Below are 14,830 nucleotides of genomic sequence, written 5' to 3'. Positions count from 1 at the left end.
GCCATCCCGGGGGCGGGGTCGGGCGCGTGTCGGCCCCGGGGTAGCTTCGGGAAAGCTTCCTACCCCAGTGCGCGCAGGCCCGGCACGAACGTGACCAGGACGGGGATCACCGGCACGAGCGCCGCAGTCGCCGTCAGGCGCAGCCTGCGTCCCGCGGTGAGGCGCGGGCGGGCCGCGAGCAGCCGGTGCACGCGCTGCGGGACGTGCGCCTGATGGGCCGGGCAGGGGCCGAACACGCCGCGGTCCTCGTTGAGTTCGACCAGGGCGAGGGCGATCGTCAGCCGGCCGAAGCGGCGCGACGCCACGTCGTCGGCGGCGAGCTCCACCAGACGGTGCATCTCCGCACGGAACGCCGCGAAGACCCGCACCTGCGGAAATCCGACGGCCAGCGCGCCCGAGCAGTGCAGCAGCCAGTCGTGCCTGGCCTGTGCGTGCCCCTGCTCGTGCGCGAGGACGGCATCGAGCTGACGGCCCTTCAGGCGCCGCAACGCGGCGGTGGTGATGACCAGTTGAGGCGCCTGGCCCGGCAGCCACCAGGCGTCGGGGCGCTCACCCTCCAGGACCACGAGACGGTTGCTCCCCGGCTCCTCGCCGGGCAACAAAGGCGACCGTACGAGCAGTTCGGACCGCCGGCCGGCCCGCCGGGCCCGCGCCCGGGCGATCTCCCGGGTCAGCATGACCGCCGTCCACACGCCTCCGCAGGCCAGCGCCACAGCGGTCGCCGCGGCCCAAGGGCCGGGCGCCTGCAGGGCGTACGCCTCGACCACACCGTGCGGAGCGGGGGCGAAGACGTGTCCGCGCACGGCCTGCCACGCGGCGGCGGCGCTCAGCGTCATCGAGAGCGCGCAGCAGAGCAGGACACCCGCCACGACGCACTGCCAAGCCCACAGCGCGACCACGGGTTCGCGCTCCGGCCAGTCGGCCCGCGCGAGCATCCGGGGGGCGACGACAGCGGTCAGGGCGCCCAGCAGCAACAGCGCGACGGGGACCATCATGCGGCCCAGCCTATGAGGGTCGGGCTACCCGAGGGTATGGGCTGCCGTCCCAAGTGACGCACGCCACGGCCGACACGGGCGTATCTCACGTACGAGTGACGACCGCGGCCCACGGGCCGGGACGGCGTTAGTGTGCGGACGGTGATCGAGACCATCGTGTTCGACGTGGGGGAGACCCTCACCAAAGACGACCGCTACTGGGCGGCCTGGGCGGACTGGCTGCAGGTGCCGCGCCACACCCTCTCCGCGCTCGTCGGCGCCGCCGTCGCGCAGGGCGGCGACGGCGCCGACGCGCTGCGGTTCGTCAGCCCGGACATGGACATCGCCTCCGCCTACCACGCCCGCGAGACCGCGGGCCGGGGCGAGCACCTGAGCGAGGCCGACCTCTACGCCGACGTGCGGCCCGCCCTCGGCGGTCTCCAGAAGCTGGGCGTCCGCGTCGTCGTCGCCGGGAACGGGACGCCGCGCGCGGCCGAGCTATTGCGCGACCTCGACCTGCCCGCCGACCTCGTCGTCACGTCGGGCGACTGGGGCGTGGCCAAGCCGGATCCCGCCTTCTTCACCAGGGTGCTCGAAGTGGCCCAGGCCGGACCGCAGGAGACCCTGTACGTCGGCGACCACCCCGCGCACGACGTGTTCCCCGCCAAGCGGGCGGGGCTGCTCGCGGCCCACATCAGGCGCGGCCCGTGGGGGCACTTCTGGGCGAACGACCCGGCCGTCGCCGACGCGGTGGACTGGCGCATCGAAAGCCTCACCGCGCTGGCGGGGCTGATCGACCACTGAACCGCGCCGGGGCGCGGGCGGCGCCTACAGCGTGAGCAGCATCGCCACCATCCCTATCCCCATCGACACCCGGCACGCCGACGCCACCTCGGGGCGGTCCGCCCACCCCGGCACCGCGGCACCGCCCGCCGTCGCGGCGACCGCCCGGGGCGCGAGGCGCGCGCCCGACCACAGGACGTACCCGGCGAAGTAGAGCAGGAGCGCGCCGGTGAGCAGCGGGACGCCGGTGGCGCCGTGCCCCGCGTGCGCGCCGGGTGCCGCGGCCATCGCCACCGACATGTAGACCATGGCGGACGCGCCGACCAGGTGGTGGAGGTGGTGGCGGTTCGTGCGGGCGGCCCGCGCGGTGTGCAGCGCGGCCGCACCGAACACCGCGGCGTAGACAAGCCACGCCCAGCGCGGCGGCGCGACCACGGCCGCGGGCACCGCCATCACCGCCATCCCGAACCCCATGAGCGCCTCGCCGCCGGCCGTGCGGCGCTGTTCCTCGATCCGGCTGCGCATCCGCAGCAGACAGTAGGCCCCGGTCGCCGCGCACAGCGCGACGAGCAGCCAGGCGGCCTGTGCAGGTCCGTGCACCGCACCCTCCCCCTGTAGACGGTGTCGTCGGGTCGATGCCCGGGTCCGCGGGGCCGTACGCGAGCGCACAGGGGTGCAAGGGGAGCGCGGGGGAGCGGCCCGGGGGCGCTCCCGACCCAGATCGTTTGCAGGTAAAACACTTGCTAACCTTTTGGGTATGAGCAGTACGCCGCCGTCCCTGAACCCGTCCCCGCACCCCGCTCCCCGCCCCGCCCGTATCCGCCGGCTCCCGCTCGCCGGTGTGCTGCGCCCAGGCAAGCCGTCCGACATCTGGTTTAAGCCCGCGACCAGCGTCGTCGTGGCCAACGCGGCACCGAACCTGACGCTGCTCGCCCTCGGGCGGCTCGACCTGGTGATGTACACGATGGCCGGGTCCTTCTGCGCCCTGTACGCCCACAACCTCCCCTACGCCGCCCGCGCCCGGGTCCTGGCCGGCGTCGTCGCGGGGATGACAGCGAGCGTCGCCGTCGCCCTGGTCACCGCCTCGCTGACCAGCTCAGCCGCGGTCCTCGTCGCGGTCGGCGCGCTGCTCGCCGCCGCGCAGAAGACGCTCTGCGACGCCACCCGCGTCGGGCCGCCCGGGCACCTGATCTTCACCTTCATCAGCTCCGCGAGCCTCTTCGCGCCGCAGACCATGGGCCAGGTCCCCGGCCACCTCGCGCTGACCCTCACCGGCGGCGCCCTGGCCTGGCTCGTCGGCATGGCACCGGCCCTGCTCCGCCCGCACGGACCCGAGCGCCGCGCCACCGCACGCGCCCTCAACGCCACCGCCGCGTACGCACAGGCCGCGCGCGCCGACGCCGACGCGCCCGGCACCGAGCGGGCCCGCGCCGCCGCGGCCGGCGCCGTGCACGCCGCCTGGCAGTCACTGCTCGCCACCGGCGCCCGCACCACGGCGGCCCGGCGCGCCCTGTCCCGGCTCGTCGTCCGCGCCGAGGAAGCCCTCGCCGCGCCCGCCGGGGCGGACCCCGCCGCGCTGCGCTCCTGGGCGGCAGGACTGCGCGGCACGGGCGCCGTCCCGCGCCCCGGCGGCCTCCACCCCGGGGAGGAGGACGAACTCCTCGGCCTCGACGCCGAACTCGCCGCTCCGAAGGTTCCGCTGTGGCGGCGGCTCGGCCCCGGCTCCCCGCTGCTGCCCATCGCGCTGCGCACCGCCGTCGGCTGCGCCCTCGCCGGCTACGCCTCGCTCGCGCTCGGCATCGGCCGCCCCTACTGGGCCCTGGTCACCGCGGCATCCCTCTACCAGGCCAATCTCACCCTCACCTGGAACCGCGGCGTGCAGCGCGTGGTCGGCAACCTCGTCGGGGTGTGCGCCTTCGCCGCCATCGCGCCGTTCGCCCACCTGGGCCACGCCGAGCTCATCGTCAGCTGCCTGGTCCTCGCCTTCGGGGCGGAGGCGCTGATCACCCGCAACTACTGGCTCGGCAGCGTGTGCGTGACGCCGATGGCGCTGCTCGTCACCGAGTTCGCACGCCTCCAGCAGCCCGGCGAACTGATCATCGACCGTGTCGTGGACACCCTCGTCGGCGCCGTGCTCGGCGTCGCGGCCGCGGTCCTCGTCACCAACCGGCGCGCCGCCGACCACATAGAGCGGGCCATCGAAGCCACCGACTTGGCCAGGGAGCAGGCCGAGGCCGCGCTCGCCGGGGCGGGTCCGGTCGAACCCGCGCGGCGCCGCCTCACCGCCGCCCTCGTCGAACTGCGCGCCTCCGCCGACGCCGCGGCCGGCGAATGGTGGCAGCGCGCCCTGCCCGAACAGCGGGTGCTCGACGCCGAGCGCGCCGGACACCGTACGCTCGCGGCGATAGTCCGCCGACCCACTGGTCAGCGCGGTGAGAACGGTCAGGGGACGCGGCCCCGCGAGGAAGCCGCCGACGCCTGGGAGGGCGCACGAGCATGACGACGGAGAACGGCCCGGTGGCCGGCCCCGGTGGCGACACCGTGGCCGCGGTGGTGCGGCAGTGGCGAGCGGTACGGCCCGACATCGACACCGGACCCATGGAGGTCATCGGCCGCATCAACCGCTGCGCGGCCCTCCTTCAGCAGGCGGAGGACGCTCCGCTGCGCCGCGCGGGCCTGACCCGCGCCGAGTTCGACCTGCTCGGGGCGTTGCGCCGCACGGGGCACGAACTGACGCCCGGCGAGCTGGCCCGCGAGACCTTCTCCTCCGGCGCCGCCGTCACCAAGCGCCTCAAACTCCTCCAGGAGAGGGAGCTGGTCGACCGGCGCGCCGACGCGCGGGACCGCCGGGTCGCCCACGTCGGCCTGACCGAGGCCGGGCGCGACCTCGTCGACGCGATCCTGCCCGAACAGCTCGCGTACGAGACCGTCGTGCTGTCCGTCCTCGACGGAGCCGGGCAGGGCCAACTGAGCGGGCTCCTCGGGGAGCTGCTCGCCCAGCTGGAGGGCCGCCTCGGGGTGCGCCGGGGCTGAGAGCGACGCGGGCGCCGGGCGCCGAGCCGCCAAGAGCCGGTGGCCTCGGGCTCAGGCCGCCACCCGCTTGCTGATCTCCTCCGGCGTCAGATACGCGTCGGTCATCTCGAAGTCCTTCAGCGTGGCGGGACGCTGGGCCTGGAAGCCGGTGCGGACGTAGTCGTCGCCCGCGAGCGCGTTGAGCCCCCAGTTGGCGGCCGTGCGGAAGCGTGCGGTCACGGTGCGCAGGGCGCCCAGGTGGTAGCCGCGCGCCACGACCTGGGCCGGCAGCCCCGTCAGCTGCACGCCCATGGGCTTGGACACCGCCTGGATGCCGCCGAGGTCGACGACCAGGCCCATGTCCTTGTGCCGGTAGTCGGCGAGCGGGAAGCCGCGCAGCGCCGCGAGGACGTTCTTCGCCGCGGCCCAGCCCTGGCGCATGGCGTGCTGCGCGGTCGGCGGGCAGATCGCGTCGCCGCCCTTGACCACGTCCGGCACGGCCGCCGCGTCGCCGAGCGCGAAGACGCCGTCGAGCCCGGGAACCGTCAGGTCGGGCCGGACGACGAGCCGCCCCCGGTTCGTCTCGGCGCCCAGCGTCGCGATGAGCGGACTGGGCGCGACGCCCGCGGTCCAGATCAGCGTGCGGCACGGCAGGACCCGGTCGTCGGTGAGCGTGACGGTGTCCTCGGTCGCCTTCGCCACGGACACGCCGAGCGAGACGTTCACGCCCCGGCGCTGGAGGATCTCCATCGCCTTGTCGCCGAGCCGCTCGCCCAGCTCGGGCATCAGCTTCGGCGCGACGTCCACCACGTGCCACTTGATCTGCGACACGTCGAGGCCCGGATAGCGCTTGACGGCGGCACACGTCAGCCGCTGGAGGTACGCGGCCGTCTCCACGCCCGCGTACCCGCCGCCGACCACCACGAACTGCAGCCGCTGCTCGCGCTCCTCGCGGCTCGTGCTCGCCGCCGCCAGGTCCAGCTGGGAGATGACGTGGTCGCGGATCCAGGCGGCCTCCGCGAGCGTCTTGACGCCCACCGCGTGCTTGTCGACGCCGGGGATGTCGAACTGCCGCGTGACGCTGCCGGGGGTCAGGACCAGGTAGTCGTAGCGCTCCACGACCTCCTCGCCGTTGATCTTCCGTACGACCACGGCCTTGGCCTTGGGATCGACGCCGATGGCGCCGCCGGGCACGATCCTGGTGCGCCGCAGCATCCGGCGCAGCGGCACCGCGACCGACTGTGGAGTGAGGACTCCGGAGGCGACGTGCGGCAGCAGAGGCAGATAGAGCTGGTGGTCCATTGGGCTGATCAGCCGCAGCTCCGCCTCGTGTGGCGAGAGCTTCTTCTCCAGCTTGTGAGCGCACTCCATGCCGGCGAATCCGCCGCCGACGATGAGGATCCGGGGAGCTGCCATGTGATGTCTCTCCTGGGCTGTTGGAGATCGACTTCAGGGCTGTCGGGCCTGTCGGGTTCTGGGCCGTCGGGCCTGTCAGGGCTGTGGAAGATCTTCTGCGGACCGTACCCGTGGCCATGTACCCCTGCATCCCGGATGGATTGCGCGTGTGACGTGCTTCACACGCGTGCGCCGTTCTGCCCACGGGGACCCACGGTCCGCCTCAGATCCCGGGGCGGTAGCGCAGCGGATGGTCGCGGGGGATCTCGACGAGGACGATCCGGACGCCGTCCGGGTCCGCGATCCACATCTCGATCAGCCCCCACGGCTCCTGGACGGGCGGGCGCAGCACCTCGACGCCGCGCTCCACGAGTTCCGCGTGCGCCGCCCGGACATCGGCCACCTGGAGCCACAGCTGCATCCCGGGGGCGGGCGGGGCGGCGGAGCGGCCGGAGAGCTCCAGGAAGCCACCGCCGAGGAAGTAGACGGTGCCGCGCTCGGGGCCGGTGCCGAACTCCCGGTGAACGGCGAGTCCCAGCGCCTCGCCGTAGAAGGCGCGGGAGCGCTCCGGATCCGTGGGGCGCAGCAGCGTCCTGCCGCTCAGTACGTGCACCATGCGGCCGCACCCTAGCCGCCCCCGCCGGGCGTTAGGCTCGACGGCGCCCCATATCGCGCCAAGAGTTTCGGAGAGTCAGCTCCATGGACACCGCCCCGCGCCCCGCTTCCGGCGAACTCACCTACCGCGACGCCGACACCGCCGACGTCGACGCGCTCGTCGCGCTCATCGAGTCGGCGTACCGAGGGGACGCCAGCAGGGCCGGGTGGACCACCGAGGCGGACCTCCTGGAGGGGCAGCGCACCGACCCGCAGGGCGTCGTCGAGGTCATCGAGTCGCCCACGAGCCGGCTGCTCGCCGTCGAGCGGGACGGCGTCCTCGTCGCCTGCTGCCAGCTCGCCCACCGCGGTGACCACGCCTACTTCGGCATGTTCGCGGTGAGCCCGGCGCTGCAGGGCGCGGGACTCGGCAAGGAGATCATCGCCGAGGCCGAGCGGACGGCGCGCGAGACGTGGGGCGTCCGCGAGATGCACATGACGGTGATATCCGCCCGCGAGGACCTCATCGCCTGGTACGAGCGGCGCGGCTACCGCCGTACGGGAAAGATGACCCCCTTCCCGTACGGCGACGAGCGCTTCGGCATCCCGCAGCGCGACGACCTGCAGTTCGAACTGCTGGTCAAGGACATCGGCTGAGGCCGGGGCCGAGTCCGCGCGGAGCCGCGCCGAGCCCCGCCGAGCCGCGGCTAGGCCGTGAAGCGACCGGTCCGCTTGATCTCGGGGTAGTCGGTGGTCGCCCCGTCCAGCTGCAGCGCCCGGACGAGACGCAGGTCGTCCTGCGTGTTCACGACCCAGCCGATGATCCGCAGGTCGGCCTTCCTGGCGTGCTCGACGATCTCCAGGGTCAGGCGCCGGATGTTCAGGACGAGCGTGGTGGCGCCGACGGCGGTGGCGCGCTGCACGACGTCGGTTCCGTAGCGGCTGGCGACGAGCGCGGTGCGCACCCCGGGGACCAGGCGCGCGATCTCGGCGATCGCCTCGTCGTGGAAGGAGATCACCTCCACCCGGGAGACCAGGTCGCGGCGGTGCATGACCTCGGCGAGGGCGCGCGCGGCGGCGACGTCCTTGATCTCGGCCTGCAGCGGCGCCTTCACCGCGTCGAGGACCTCTTCGAAGACGGGGATGCGCTCGCCGCGGCCTGCGTCGAGCTCGCGCAGTTCGGCGAGGGTCTTCTCGGCGATCGGCCCTTTGCCGTCGGTCGTGCGGGCCACGTCGGCGTCGTGCATGACGACGAGGGCGCCGTCCTTGCTCAGATGCAGATCGAGCTCGATGAGATCGAGGCCCGCCGCCTGCGCGGCGACGAACGAACGGAGGGTGTTCTCGGGTTCGACACCCATGACCCCGCGATGACCGATGGTGAGGAAGTTCAAGATCCACTCGCTTCCGTCGACGGAGGCTCGGCTACCGCGCGGCGAGGACGGATGAAGCCGTGCGGCAATGTCGCAGCCTAATGGCCCGCCTCGGCGTGAGAACCGGGTGGACGCGAGTGAGTGGAGCTGTCCGCTCTGGTTCCCGAGATGCCGAGCAGGAGCCCGGTGATCAGGGCGGCGACAAGGACGGCGCGGGTGCTCACGGGTACGCGGCTCCGTACGACGGGGGACGGCTGGCCCGTCCGTCCTACCGCCGGGAGCGCCGCCGGGGCGAGTCGCTTCACCCGGGCGTGGGCGAGTCCTCCACGGGTTGACCGGACGCGCTTTCGCGGTCGGCTCGCGGTCGGTTCGGCACGGTCGATTCGGTGCGGTCAGTTCGGCGCGGCAGTCTCCGCGTCCGGCTCGACGAGGTTGTCGAGGTTGTCGAGGTCGTCGAGCATCGCCTCCGCCAGCTCCACCTCCGACTCCAGGCGCCGCTCGCTCCACCGCAGCGCGACCAGGGGGTGGGACCACGCCGGCGCGCCGTCCGCCCGCGCGAGCGCGGCCCTGACCTCCCGCAGCTCGTCCTCGGTCCGCGCGATGTGCCCGGCGACCAGCGCCCGCAACTGCTCCGGGGCGGTGAGGTGCCCCAGCCAGATCCGCAGCAGCAGTGGATGCTTGAGGACGGGCGGGCCCACGTCCTCGCCGCCGCCCGCCCAGGCGGCCAGCGCGGCGCGGCCCGCATCCGTGATGGCGTACGCGCGCTTGGTGCGGGGCGCCTCCGGCCCCGAGCGCCGTGACGTGGCGTACCCGAGCGCTTCGAGGCGGCGCAGCTCGGCGTAGATCTGACTGATGGCGGGCGACCAGTAGAAGAAGCGGAGCGAGGCGTCGGCCCACTTCTTGAGCTCGTACCCGGTCCGCTCCCCGGGGAAGGAGAGCAGCCCGAGCACGGCCCACGCGGTCGGCGGCAGCCCGCCATCAGGGGTTCCGTTGGAGTCAGCGGCCACCTGCTGCTGCGAGGTCGTTCGACGGGCTGCCATACGCCGCATTGAAGTGAACGGCACGCTCCCGGCGCAAGGGCGTGCCCGACCGGCGCCTACCGGCCGTAACGCGCGGCGGCCTCCCGCACCGTCTCCGGCTTGACGTCGCCGCGGCGCGCGAGGGCGGCCAGGGCGGCGACCGCGATCGACTGGGCGTCCACGCCGAAGTGGCGGCGGGCGTTCTCGCGGCTGTCGGAGAGGCCGTACCCGTCCGTGCCGATGGACGTCCAGTCCTGCTCGACCCACGGCCGGATCTGGTCGGGCACGGCCCGCATCCAGTCGCTCACCGCCACCACCGGGCCGGGGGCGCCCGCCAGGGCCCGCGTGACGTACGGGACACGGCCGCCCGCCCCCGTCTCGTGGGACGCGGCCGCGAGGTTCGCGGCGTCGCAGGCCAGTGCGTCGCGGCGCAGCTCGGTCCAGGACGGCGCCGACCACACATCGGCCGCGACACCCCAGTCCTCATCGAGGAGTCGCTGGGCCTCCAGGGCCCAGTGGATGGCCGTGCCGGACGCCAGGAGCTGCAGGCGCGGGGCGTCGGGGACCGGGGACGCGGCCTCCTTGTAGCGGTACAGGCCGCGCCGGATGCCCTCCTCGACGCCGTCGCCGGGCGGCATCGGCGGCTGGACCTTCGTCTCGTTGTAGACGGTGAGGTAGTAGAAGACGTCCTCCGCGTCGGGGCCGAACATGCGGCGCAGGCCGTCCTCGACGATCACCGCGACCTCGTACGCGAACGCGGGGTCGTAGCTGATCGCGGCCGGATTGGTCGAGGCGATCAGGTGCGAGTGCCCGTCGGCGTGCTGCAGGCCCTCGCCGGTCATCGTGGTCCGCCCCGCCGTCGCGCCGATGACGAAGCCGCGGCCCAACTGGTCGCCGAGCGCCCAGAACTGATCGGCCGTCCGCTGCCAGCCAAACATCGAGTAGAAGATGTAGAACGGGATCATCGGCTCGGCGTGGGTGGCGTACGAGGTGGCCGCCGCGGTCAGCGACGCGAGCGAACCGGCCTCCGTGATGCCCTCGTTGAGAATCTGACCGTCGCGCGCCTCCTTGTAGTAGAGGAGCTGGTCGCGGTCGACCGGGTCGTACGTCTGACCGAGCGGCGAGTAGATCCCGGCCGACGGGAACAGCGACTCCATGCCGAACGTACGGGCCTCGTCCGGCACGATCGGCACCCAGCGCCTGCCCGTCTCCTTGTCCCGCATCAGCTCCTTGACCAGCCGTACGAACGCCATGGTGGTGGCGATCTCCTGCGTGCCCGAGCCCTTCTTCAGCGCGGCGAAGGCCTTGTCGGCCACGGCGGAGCCGGTGACCCGCAGCGGCTTGGCGACGACCGTGCGGGCGGGGGCGGGGCCGCCGAGCGCGGCACGCCGCTCACGGAGGTAGGCGAGCTCGGGGGAGTTCTCGCCCGGATGCGCGTACGGCACCAGATCGTCGGTCAACGCGCTGTCGGGGATGGGGAGTTCGAGCAGGTCGCGCATGGCGCGGAACTCCTTGCCCGAGAGCTTCTTCATCTGGTGGTTGGCGTTGCGCGACTCGAAGCCGGGGCCGAGCGTCCAGCCCTTGACGGTCTGGACGAGGACGACGGTCGGTGCCCCTCGGTGCTCGACGGCGGCGCGGTACGCGGCGTACACCTTGCGCGGCTCGTGACCGCCGCGCGACGTCCCGATGACCTCTTCGAGCTGTGCGTCGGTGAGCCGGTCGGCCAGGGGGCGCAGCGCCGGGTCGGCGCCGAGGAGGCGCTCGCGGATGTAGGCGCCGTCGCGGGCGGCGAAGGTCTGGAACTGGCCGTCGGGGATCCGCCCCAGATGTCGCACGAGCGCCCCGTCGGTGTCCTGGGCGAGGAGCCGGTCCCAGGCCGAGCCCCACAGTGACTTGACGACGTTCCAGCCGGCGGCGCGGAACTGCCGCTCCAGCTCCTGCACGATCTTGAAGTTGCCGCGCACGGGACCGTCGAGGCGCTGCAGGTTGCAGTTGATGACGAAGGTGAGGTTGTCGAGCTCCTCGCGAGCGGCGAGCGCCAGGGCTGCGGTCGCCTCGGGCTCGTCCATCTCGCCGTCGCCGAGGAAGGCCCAGACGTGCGAGCCGGAGGTGTCCTTGATGCCGCGGTGTTCCAGATAGCGGTTGAAGCGCGCCTGATAGATCGCGGAGAGCGGGCCGAGGCCCATCGACACGGTGGGGAACTCCCACAGCCAGGGCAGCCGCCGCGGGTGTGGGTAGGAGGGCAGTCCGTCGCCGCCCGCCTCCTGCCGGAAGCGGTCCAACTGGCCCTCGGTCAGGCGGCCTTCGAGGAACGCACGGGCGTAGATGCCGGGCGACGCGTGCCCTTGGACGTACAGCTGGTCGCCGGAGTGGTCGGCTTCCTTGCCGCGGAAGAAGTGCTGGAAGCCCACTTCGTAGAGCCAGGCGGCGGAGGCGAAGGTGGCCATGTGCCCGCCGAGCCCGCCGCGCTGGTTGCCGCGGGTGACCATCGCGGCGGCGTTCCAGCGGTTCCAGGCCGTGATCCGGGCCTCCATCGCCTCGTCGCCGGGGAAGGCGGGCTCGGCGGCGGTCGGGATGGTGTTGACGTACGGCGTCTCGAGCAGGGGCGGGAGGTCGATCCCGGTCTGCAGGGCGTGCTCGGCGAGCCGGCGCAGCAGGTGCGCGGCGCGGCCGGGACCGCCGAACCGGGCGGCCGCGTCCAGAGATTCGCGCCATTCGGCGACCTCGGTCGGGTCCTGGTCGGGAAGTTGGTCGAGCTGGGACACGGGTGATCCCCTTTCACGTACCCACGAATTCCAGGATGTGGAAAATCGTTTCCGTGCATCCGAATCTAGGAGTCGTAGATATGTGGGGTCAACGCTTACTCGTCAGTAATGAGCGATGATCGATCATTCTGCGTCGCGGGAGGCCGACGGCGACGCGTAGTTCAGTACGTGGAGCTGCACCAGCCGGCCCACATACGGATCCTGCCGACGGAAGGCCTCGACGATGGCCTCGTGGTCGCACGCGTTCTCGTGCGGCTCGGTGCGCAGCCACTTCAGGGAGAGCCGGGTCCACAGCTCGATGGCGAGGGATTCCCAGTTGCGCAGCAGCACCTGATTGCCGGAGGCGCGGACGATCTCGCGGTGGAACTCCACGCCGTGGTGGATCTGCCCGTCGATGTCGGCCGCGTCCGCCAACTCCCGCAGCCGCCGCAGATGGTGCTCCAGTACGGCCACGTCGCCGCCCATCCGGTGCACCGCCAGCTCGGCGGCGAGCTTCTCCAGGGCGGCCCGCACCGGATAGACCTCGGTGAGCTGTCCGGGTGTCAGCTCCTTGACGCGCATGCCCTTGTTGGGGATCGACTCGACCAGCTGCATGGCCTGCAGATCGCGCAGCGCCTCGCGGATGGGCGTCTGACTCACGCCGAGCTCCATGCCGATGCGGCGCTCCACGATCCGGTCGCCGGGCTGCCAACGGCCGTTCAGCAGGCCTTCGAGAACGAAGTCGCGCACCTGCTCGCTGAGGGGGACGCGAGCCACGGGGGCGGGGACGGAAGGGATGCGGGTCGGTACATCGGCGTTCATCTGAGGTCTCCGGTGACGTAAATCAACTATGATCGATCATCCGAGGCCGTACGGTACCTGGCCGAGGGGCGAGAGCGACAGGGATCAGGCCGGATCGCGGCGCGGGGGACGGCGGTTGGCCGCCCGTGTCATGGTGCGGGCCCGCTGTGCGATCTCGTCCAGGCGTGCGGCCGGGCTGTAGACCGTCAGCGCGGCGTGCCGCTTGTCGAGGAGCAGGGAGTCCGGTGCGGGTGCGGTCTCGCCGTCGTACGCCAGGGTGGCCACGTCCTCCAGGCCGCTGAGCCCGAGCTGTTCGACCCGCTCGGCGCGGAAGACCCGGGAGCGCCGCAGCGCGCCGCCCAGGGCGGAGAGGGCGACGCGGGTGCGGGCGAGCGGAGCCTCGGCGTCGACGGTACGGATGTCGAGCAGACCGTCGTCCATGCGGGGCCGGTGTGTGGGCGCGAGGCCGTCCGGCACGTACTGGCCGTTGCCCGCGAAGAGCAGCCACAGCACACGGTCGTGGCCGTCGAGCCGGATCCGCAGCGGCGTCGCCGTCCGCAGCACCTCCACGACCGACCACGCCGCCGCGGGCCACTTGCCGATGCGGCCCTCCAACTTCTCGCGCCTGCGCACCAGTTCCGGATAGAGCCCGATGCTGAAGGTGTTGACGAAGCCGGTCACGTCCGCGCCCTCGCCGTCGCGCGCCCGTGCCAGGTCGACGCGGACGGCCTCGCCCCGCAGCACGGCGTGCGCGGTGTCCTCGAAGGTGGGCACACCCACGTCGAGGGCGAAGTGGTTGAGGGTGCCGCCGGGGAACACCGCAAGCGGGAGCCCGGCATCCGCGGCCCGCCGGGCGACCGCGTTCACCGTGCCGTCGCCGCCGCAGACGCCGAGCACGCCGGCCGACCCGGTCGCCCGCGCCACCGCCTTGTCCAGCACCTCACGGAGGTCGTCCCCCGGCTCGCACGCCACGATCTCGGCCTTCGGCAGCAGCAGCTCCACGTGCTCGCGCGCGGGCAGCCGTCCCGGCACGCCCTTTCCGGAACCGGAGTTGAGGACCACGACAAGGCCCTCGCCCTCCGGCAGGGCGGGCACCCGCACCCGGGTCCGCCGCAGCCGCGCGGGCGAGGGGCGCGGCGGCCACCAGTAGCAGGTGACCGCGGCGGCCGCCGCCCCCAGCGCACAGCCCGCGAGCACGTCGCCGGGATAGTGGACCCCCACGTACACCCTGGAGAAGGCCACGGCCGCCGCGACCGGCGCGATCACCGCGCCGTACCGGGGCGCCTCCAGGGCCACCCCCACGGCGAACGCCGCCGCCGACGCAGAGTGCCCGGACGGGAACGACGACGTCCACGGCGCCTTCGAAAGACGCCGCACCACGGGCACCGCGTCGAGGCCTGGCCTGCGCCGGCGCACCGCGTACTTCGCCACCACGTTCGTCGTCAGCGAGGCCAGCGCGAGGGAGCCCGCTCCGCGCCGCGCGGCGCGCCGGGCCGCGGGGCCGCCGACGGCCGCGAGGGCCGCCGCCGAACCGAGCCAGAGCCGCCCGTGGTCGGCCGCCGCGCTGAGCGGCGGCAGCACCTGGTCCGCGCCGGGCAGCCGCGCGGACGCCACCCGTGCGAACCACCGCCGGTCGATGCTGCTGATCCGTCGCCTCATGGCCTCACTGGAACAGGGCGCGAGGGCCACGGCCCGCGCTGCTCGCCCGAACGGGTCACGCGCGCGGTCACCGCCCGGCGGGCGGACAATGTCGACATGATGACGAGCCGCCCCCTCGACGTACAGGTCAAGCGGATCTACGACACCGCGGAGCGGGACGACGGGGCCCGGGTCCTCGTCGACCGGCTGTGGCCGCGGGGCGTCTCCAAGGAGCGGGCCGCTCTCGACACGTGGGACAAGGAGCTGGCGCCCTCCACCGAACTGCGCCGCTGGTACGACCACGACCCCGAGCGGTTCGACGCGTTCGCCGAGCGCTACCGGCAGGAACTGGCGGACGACGACCGGGCGGCGGAGCTGGACCGGCTGCGCGCCGTCGCACGCGCAGGGCGGCTGACCCTGCTCACGGCGACCAAGGACCTGCCGCACGGACATGTGCGGGTCCTGGTCGACGTACTGAAGTCACCGTGAGCCGGCGCGGA

At 73.3% G+C, this 14,830-nt stretch carries 14 protein-coding genes; 5 read left to right on the top strand and 9 right to left on the bottom strand.

Annotation, left to right across the window (positions count from 1 at the left end):
- Positions 1 to 59: 59 nt before the first annotated feature.
- On the bottom strand, positions 60 to 995 hold the full coding sequence (locus tag ACH4D5_RS29925) for a M56 family metallopeptidase (RefSeq protein ID WP_398308375.1): 936 nt from the start codon (positions 993 to 995) through the stop codon (positions 60 to 62).
- 144 nt (positions 996 to 1,139) lie between these two features.
- Here ACH4D5_RS29925 and ACH4D5_RS29920 point away from each other — a divergent pair, with 144 nt between their 5' ends.
- Complete coding sequence (locus ACH4D5_RS29920; protein ID WP_398308482.1) at positions 1,140 to 1,778, top strand: HAD family hydrolase; 639 nt, start codon at positions 1,140 to 1,142, stop codon at positions 1,776 to 1,778.
- A gap of 24 nt (positions 1,779 to 1,802) precedes the next feature.
- On the opposite strand, the gene ACH4D5_RS29915 is transcribed toward ACH4D5_RS29920, so the two are convergent.
- Complete coding sequence (locus ACH4D5_RS29915; protein WP_398308373.1) at positions 1,803 to 2,357, bottom strand: DUF5134 domain-containing protein; 555 nt, start codon at positions 2,355 to 2,357, stop codon at positions 1,803 to 1,805.
- A 157-nt stretch (positions 2,358 to 2,514) separates the two neighbouring features.
- Between ACH4D5_RS29915 and ACH4D5_RS29910 the strand changes: the two genes are divergently transcribed.
- The gene (locus ACH4D5_RS29910; RefSeq protein ID WP_398308371.1) at positions 2,515 to 4,257 is read left to right on the top strand and encodes an FUSC family protein; all 1,743 of its coding nucleotides are present in this window, start codon (positions 2,515 to 2,517) and stop codon (positions 4,255 to 4,257) included.
- Positions 4,254 to 4,790: a MarR family winged helix-turn-helix transcriptional regulator gene (locus ACH4D5_RS29905; RefSeq protein WP_362999416.1), complete on the top strand. Its 537-nt coding sequence runs from the start codon at positions 4,254 to 4,256 to the stop codon at positions 4,788 to 4,790. Before ACH4D5_RS29910 ends, ACH4D5_RS29905 begins: the two co-directional genes overlap by 4 nt.
- Before the next feature lie 51 nt (positions 4,791 to 4,841).
- Here ACH4D5_RS29905 and ACH4D5_RS29900 read toward each other — a convergent pair whose 3' ends face one another.
- Positions 4,842 to 6,185, bottom strand: a complete 1,344-nt coding sequence (locus tag ACH4D5_RS29900) for an NAD(P)/FAD-dependent oxidoreductase (RefSeq protein ID WP_398308369.1) — start codon at positions 6,183 to 6,185, stop codon at positions 4,842 to 4,844.
- Positions 6,186 to 6,387: 202 nt separating this feature from the next.
- Positions 6,388 to 6,780, bottom strand: coding sequence for a VOC family protein (locus ACH4D5_RS29895; protein WP_398308367.1), 393 nt, complete (start codon positions 6,778 to 6,780; stop codon positions 6,388 to 6,390).
- A gap of 83 nt (positions 6,781 to 6,863) precedes the next feature.
- Between ACH4D5_RS29895 and ACH4D5_RS29890 the strand changes: the two genes are divergently transcribed.
- On the top strand, positions 6,864 to 7,415 hold the full coding sequence (locus ACH4D5_RS29890; RefSeq protein WP_398308365.1) for a GNAT family N-acetyltransferase: 552 nt from the start codon (positions 6,864 to 6,866) through the stop codon (positions 7,413 to 7,415).
- A 50-nt stretch (positions 7,416 to 7,465) separates the two neighbouring features.
- On the opposite strand, the gene ACH4D5_RS29885 is transcribed toward ACH4D5_RS29890, so the two are convergent.
- The 5 genes from ACH4D5_RS29885 to ACH4D5_RS29865 form a co-directional block, all read right to left on the bottom strand.
- A complete protein-coding gene (locus ACH4D5_RS29885; RefSeq protein WP_398308363.1) occupies positions 7,466 to 8,149 on the bottom strand; it encodes a glycerophosphodiester phosphodiesterase in 684 nt (227 codons plus the stop codon).
- 371 nt (positions 8,150 to 8,520) lie between these two features.
- Positions 8,521 to 9,078: a PadR family transcriptional regulator gene (locus ACH4D5_RS29880; protein WP_398308480.1), complete on the bottom strand. Its 558-nt coding sequence runs from the start codon at positions 9,076 to 9,078 to the stop codon at positions 8,521 to 8,523.
- 146 nt (positions 9,079 to 9,224) lie between these two features.
- Positions 9,225 to 11,912 (bottom strand): pyruvate dehydrogenase (acetyl-transferring), homodimeric type, encoded by a 2,688-nt coding sequence (gene aceE, locus ACH4D5_RS29875; RefSeq protein WP_398308361.1) that lies wholly within the window; start codon positions 11,910 to 11,912, stop codon positions 9,225 to 9,227.
- 123 nt (positions 11,913 to 12,035) lie between these two features.
- Positions 12,036 to 12,713: a GntR family transcriptional regulator gene (locus ACH4D5_RS29870; protein WP_398308359.1), complete on the bottom strand. Its 678-nt coding sequence runs from the start codon at positions 12,711 to 12,713 to the stop codon at positions 12,036 to 12,038.
- Between the two features lie 84 nt (positions 12,714 to 12,797).
- Positions 12,798 to 14,351, bottom strand: coding sequence for a bifunctional phosphatase PAP2/diacylglycerol kinase family protein (locus tag ACH4D5_RS29865; RefSeq protein ID WP_398308357.1), 1,554 nt, complete (start codon positions 14,349 to 14,351; stop codon positions 12,798 to 12,800).
- Between the two features lie 96 nt (positions 14,352 to 14,447).
- Between ACH4D5_RS29865 and ACH4D5_RS29860 the strand changes: the two genes are divergently transcribed.
- Positions 14,448 to 14,819: a DUF488 domain-containing protein gene (locus ACH4D5_RS29860; RefSeq protein ID WP_398308355.1), complete on the top strand. Its 372-nt coding sequence runs from the start codon at positions 14,448 to 14,450 to the stop codon at positions 14,817 to 14,819.
- Positions 14,820 to 14,830: the final 11 nt, after the last annotated feature.

The sequence above is a fragment of the Streptomyces sp. NPDC018029 genome, from assembly GCF_044327655.1.
Classification (GTDB): Bacteria; Actinomycetota; Actinomycetes; order Streptomycetales; family Streptomycetaceae; genus Streptomyces.
This window is presented reverse-complemented; position numbering and strand designations above follow the sequence as displayed.

Excerpts from the sequence above, each read along its gene's own strand:
- ACH4D5_RS29925 (WP_398308375.1), bottom strand. The coding sequence starts at position 995 with ATGATGGTCCCCGTCGCGCTGTTGCTGCTGGGCGCCCTGACCGCTGTC.
- ACH4D5_RS29910 (WP_398308371.1), top strand. The coding sequence starts at position 2,515 with ATGAGCAGTACGCCGCCGTCCCTGAACCCGTCCCCGCACCCCGCTCCC.
- ACH4D5_RS29905 (WP_362999416.1), top strand. The coding sequence starts at position 4,254 with ATGACGACGGAGAACGGCCCGGTGGCCGGCCCCGGTGGCGACACCGTG.
- ACH4D5_RS29900 (WP_398308369.1), bottom strand. The coding sequence starts at position 6,185 with ATGGCAGCTCCCCGGATCCTCATCGTCGGCGGCGGATTCGCCGGCATG.
- ACH4D5_RS29895 (WP_398308367.1), bottom strand. The coding sequence starts at position 6,780 with ATGGTGCACGTACTGAGCGGCAGGACGCTGCTGCGCCCCACGGATCCG.
- ACH4D5_RS29890 (WP_398308365.1), top strand. The coding sequence starts at position 6,864 with ATGGACACCGCCCCGCGCCCCGCTTCCGGCGAACTCACCTACCGCGAC.
- ACH4D5_RS29870 (WP_398308359.1), bottom strand. The coding sequence starts at position 12,713 with ATGAACGCCGATGTACCGACCCGCATCCCTTCCGTCCCCGCCCCCGTG.
- ACH4D5_RS29865 (WP_398308357.1), bottom strand. The coding sequence starts at position 14,351 with ATGAGGCGACGGATCAGCAGCATCGACCGGCGGTGGTTCGCACGGGTG.
- ACH4D5_RS29860 (WP_398308355.1), top strand. The coding sequence starts at position 14,448 with ATGATGACGAGCCGCCCCCTCGACGTACAGGTCAAGCGGATCTACGAC.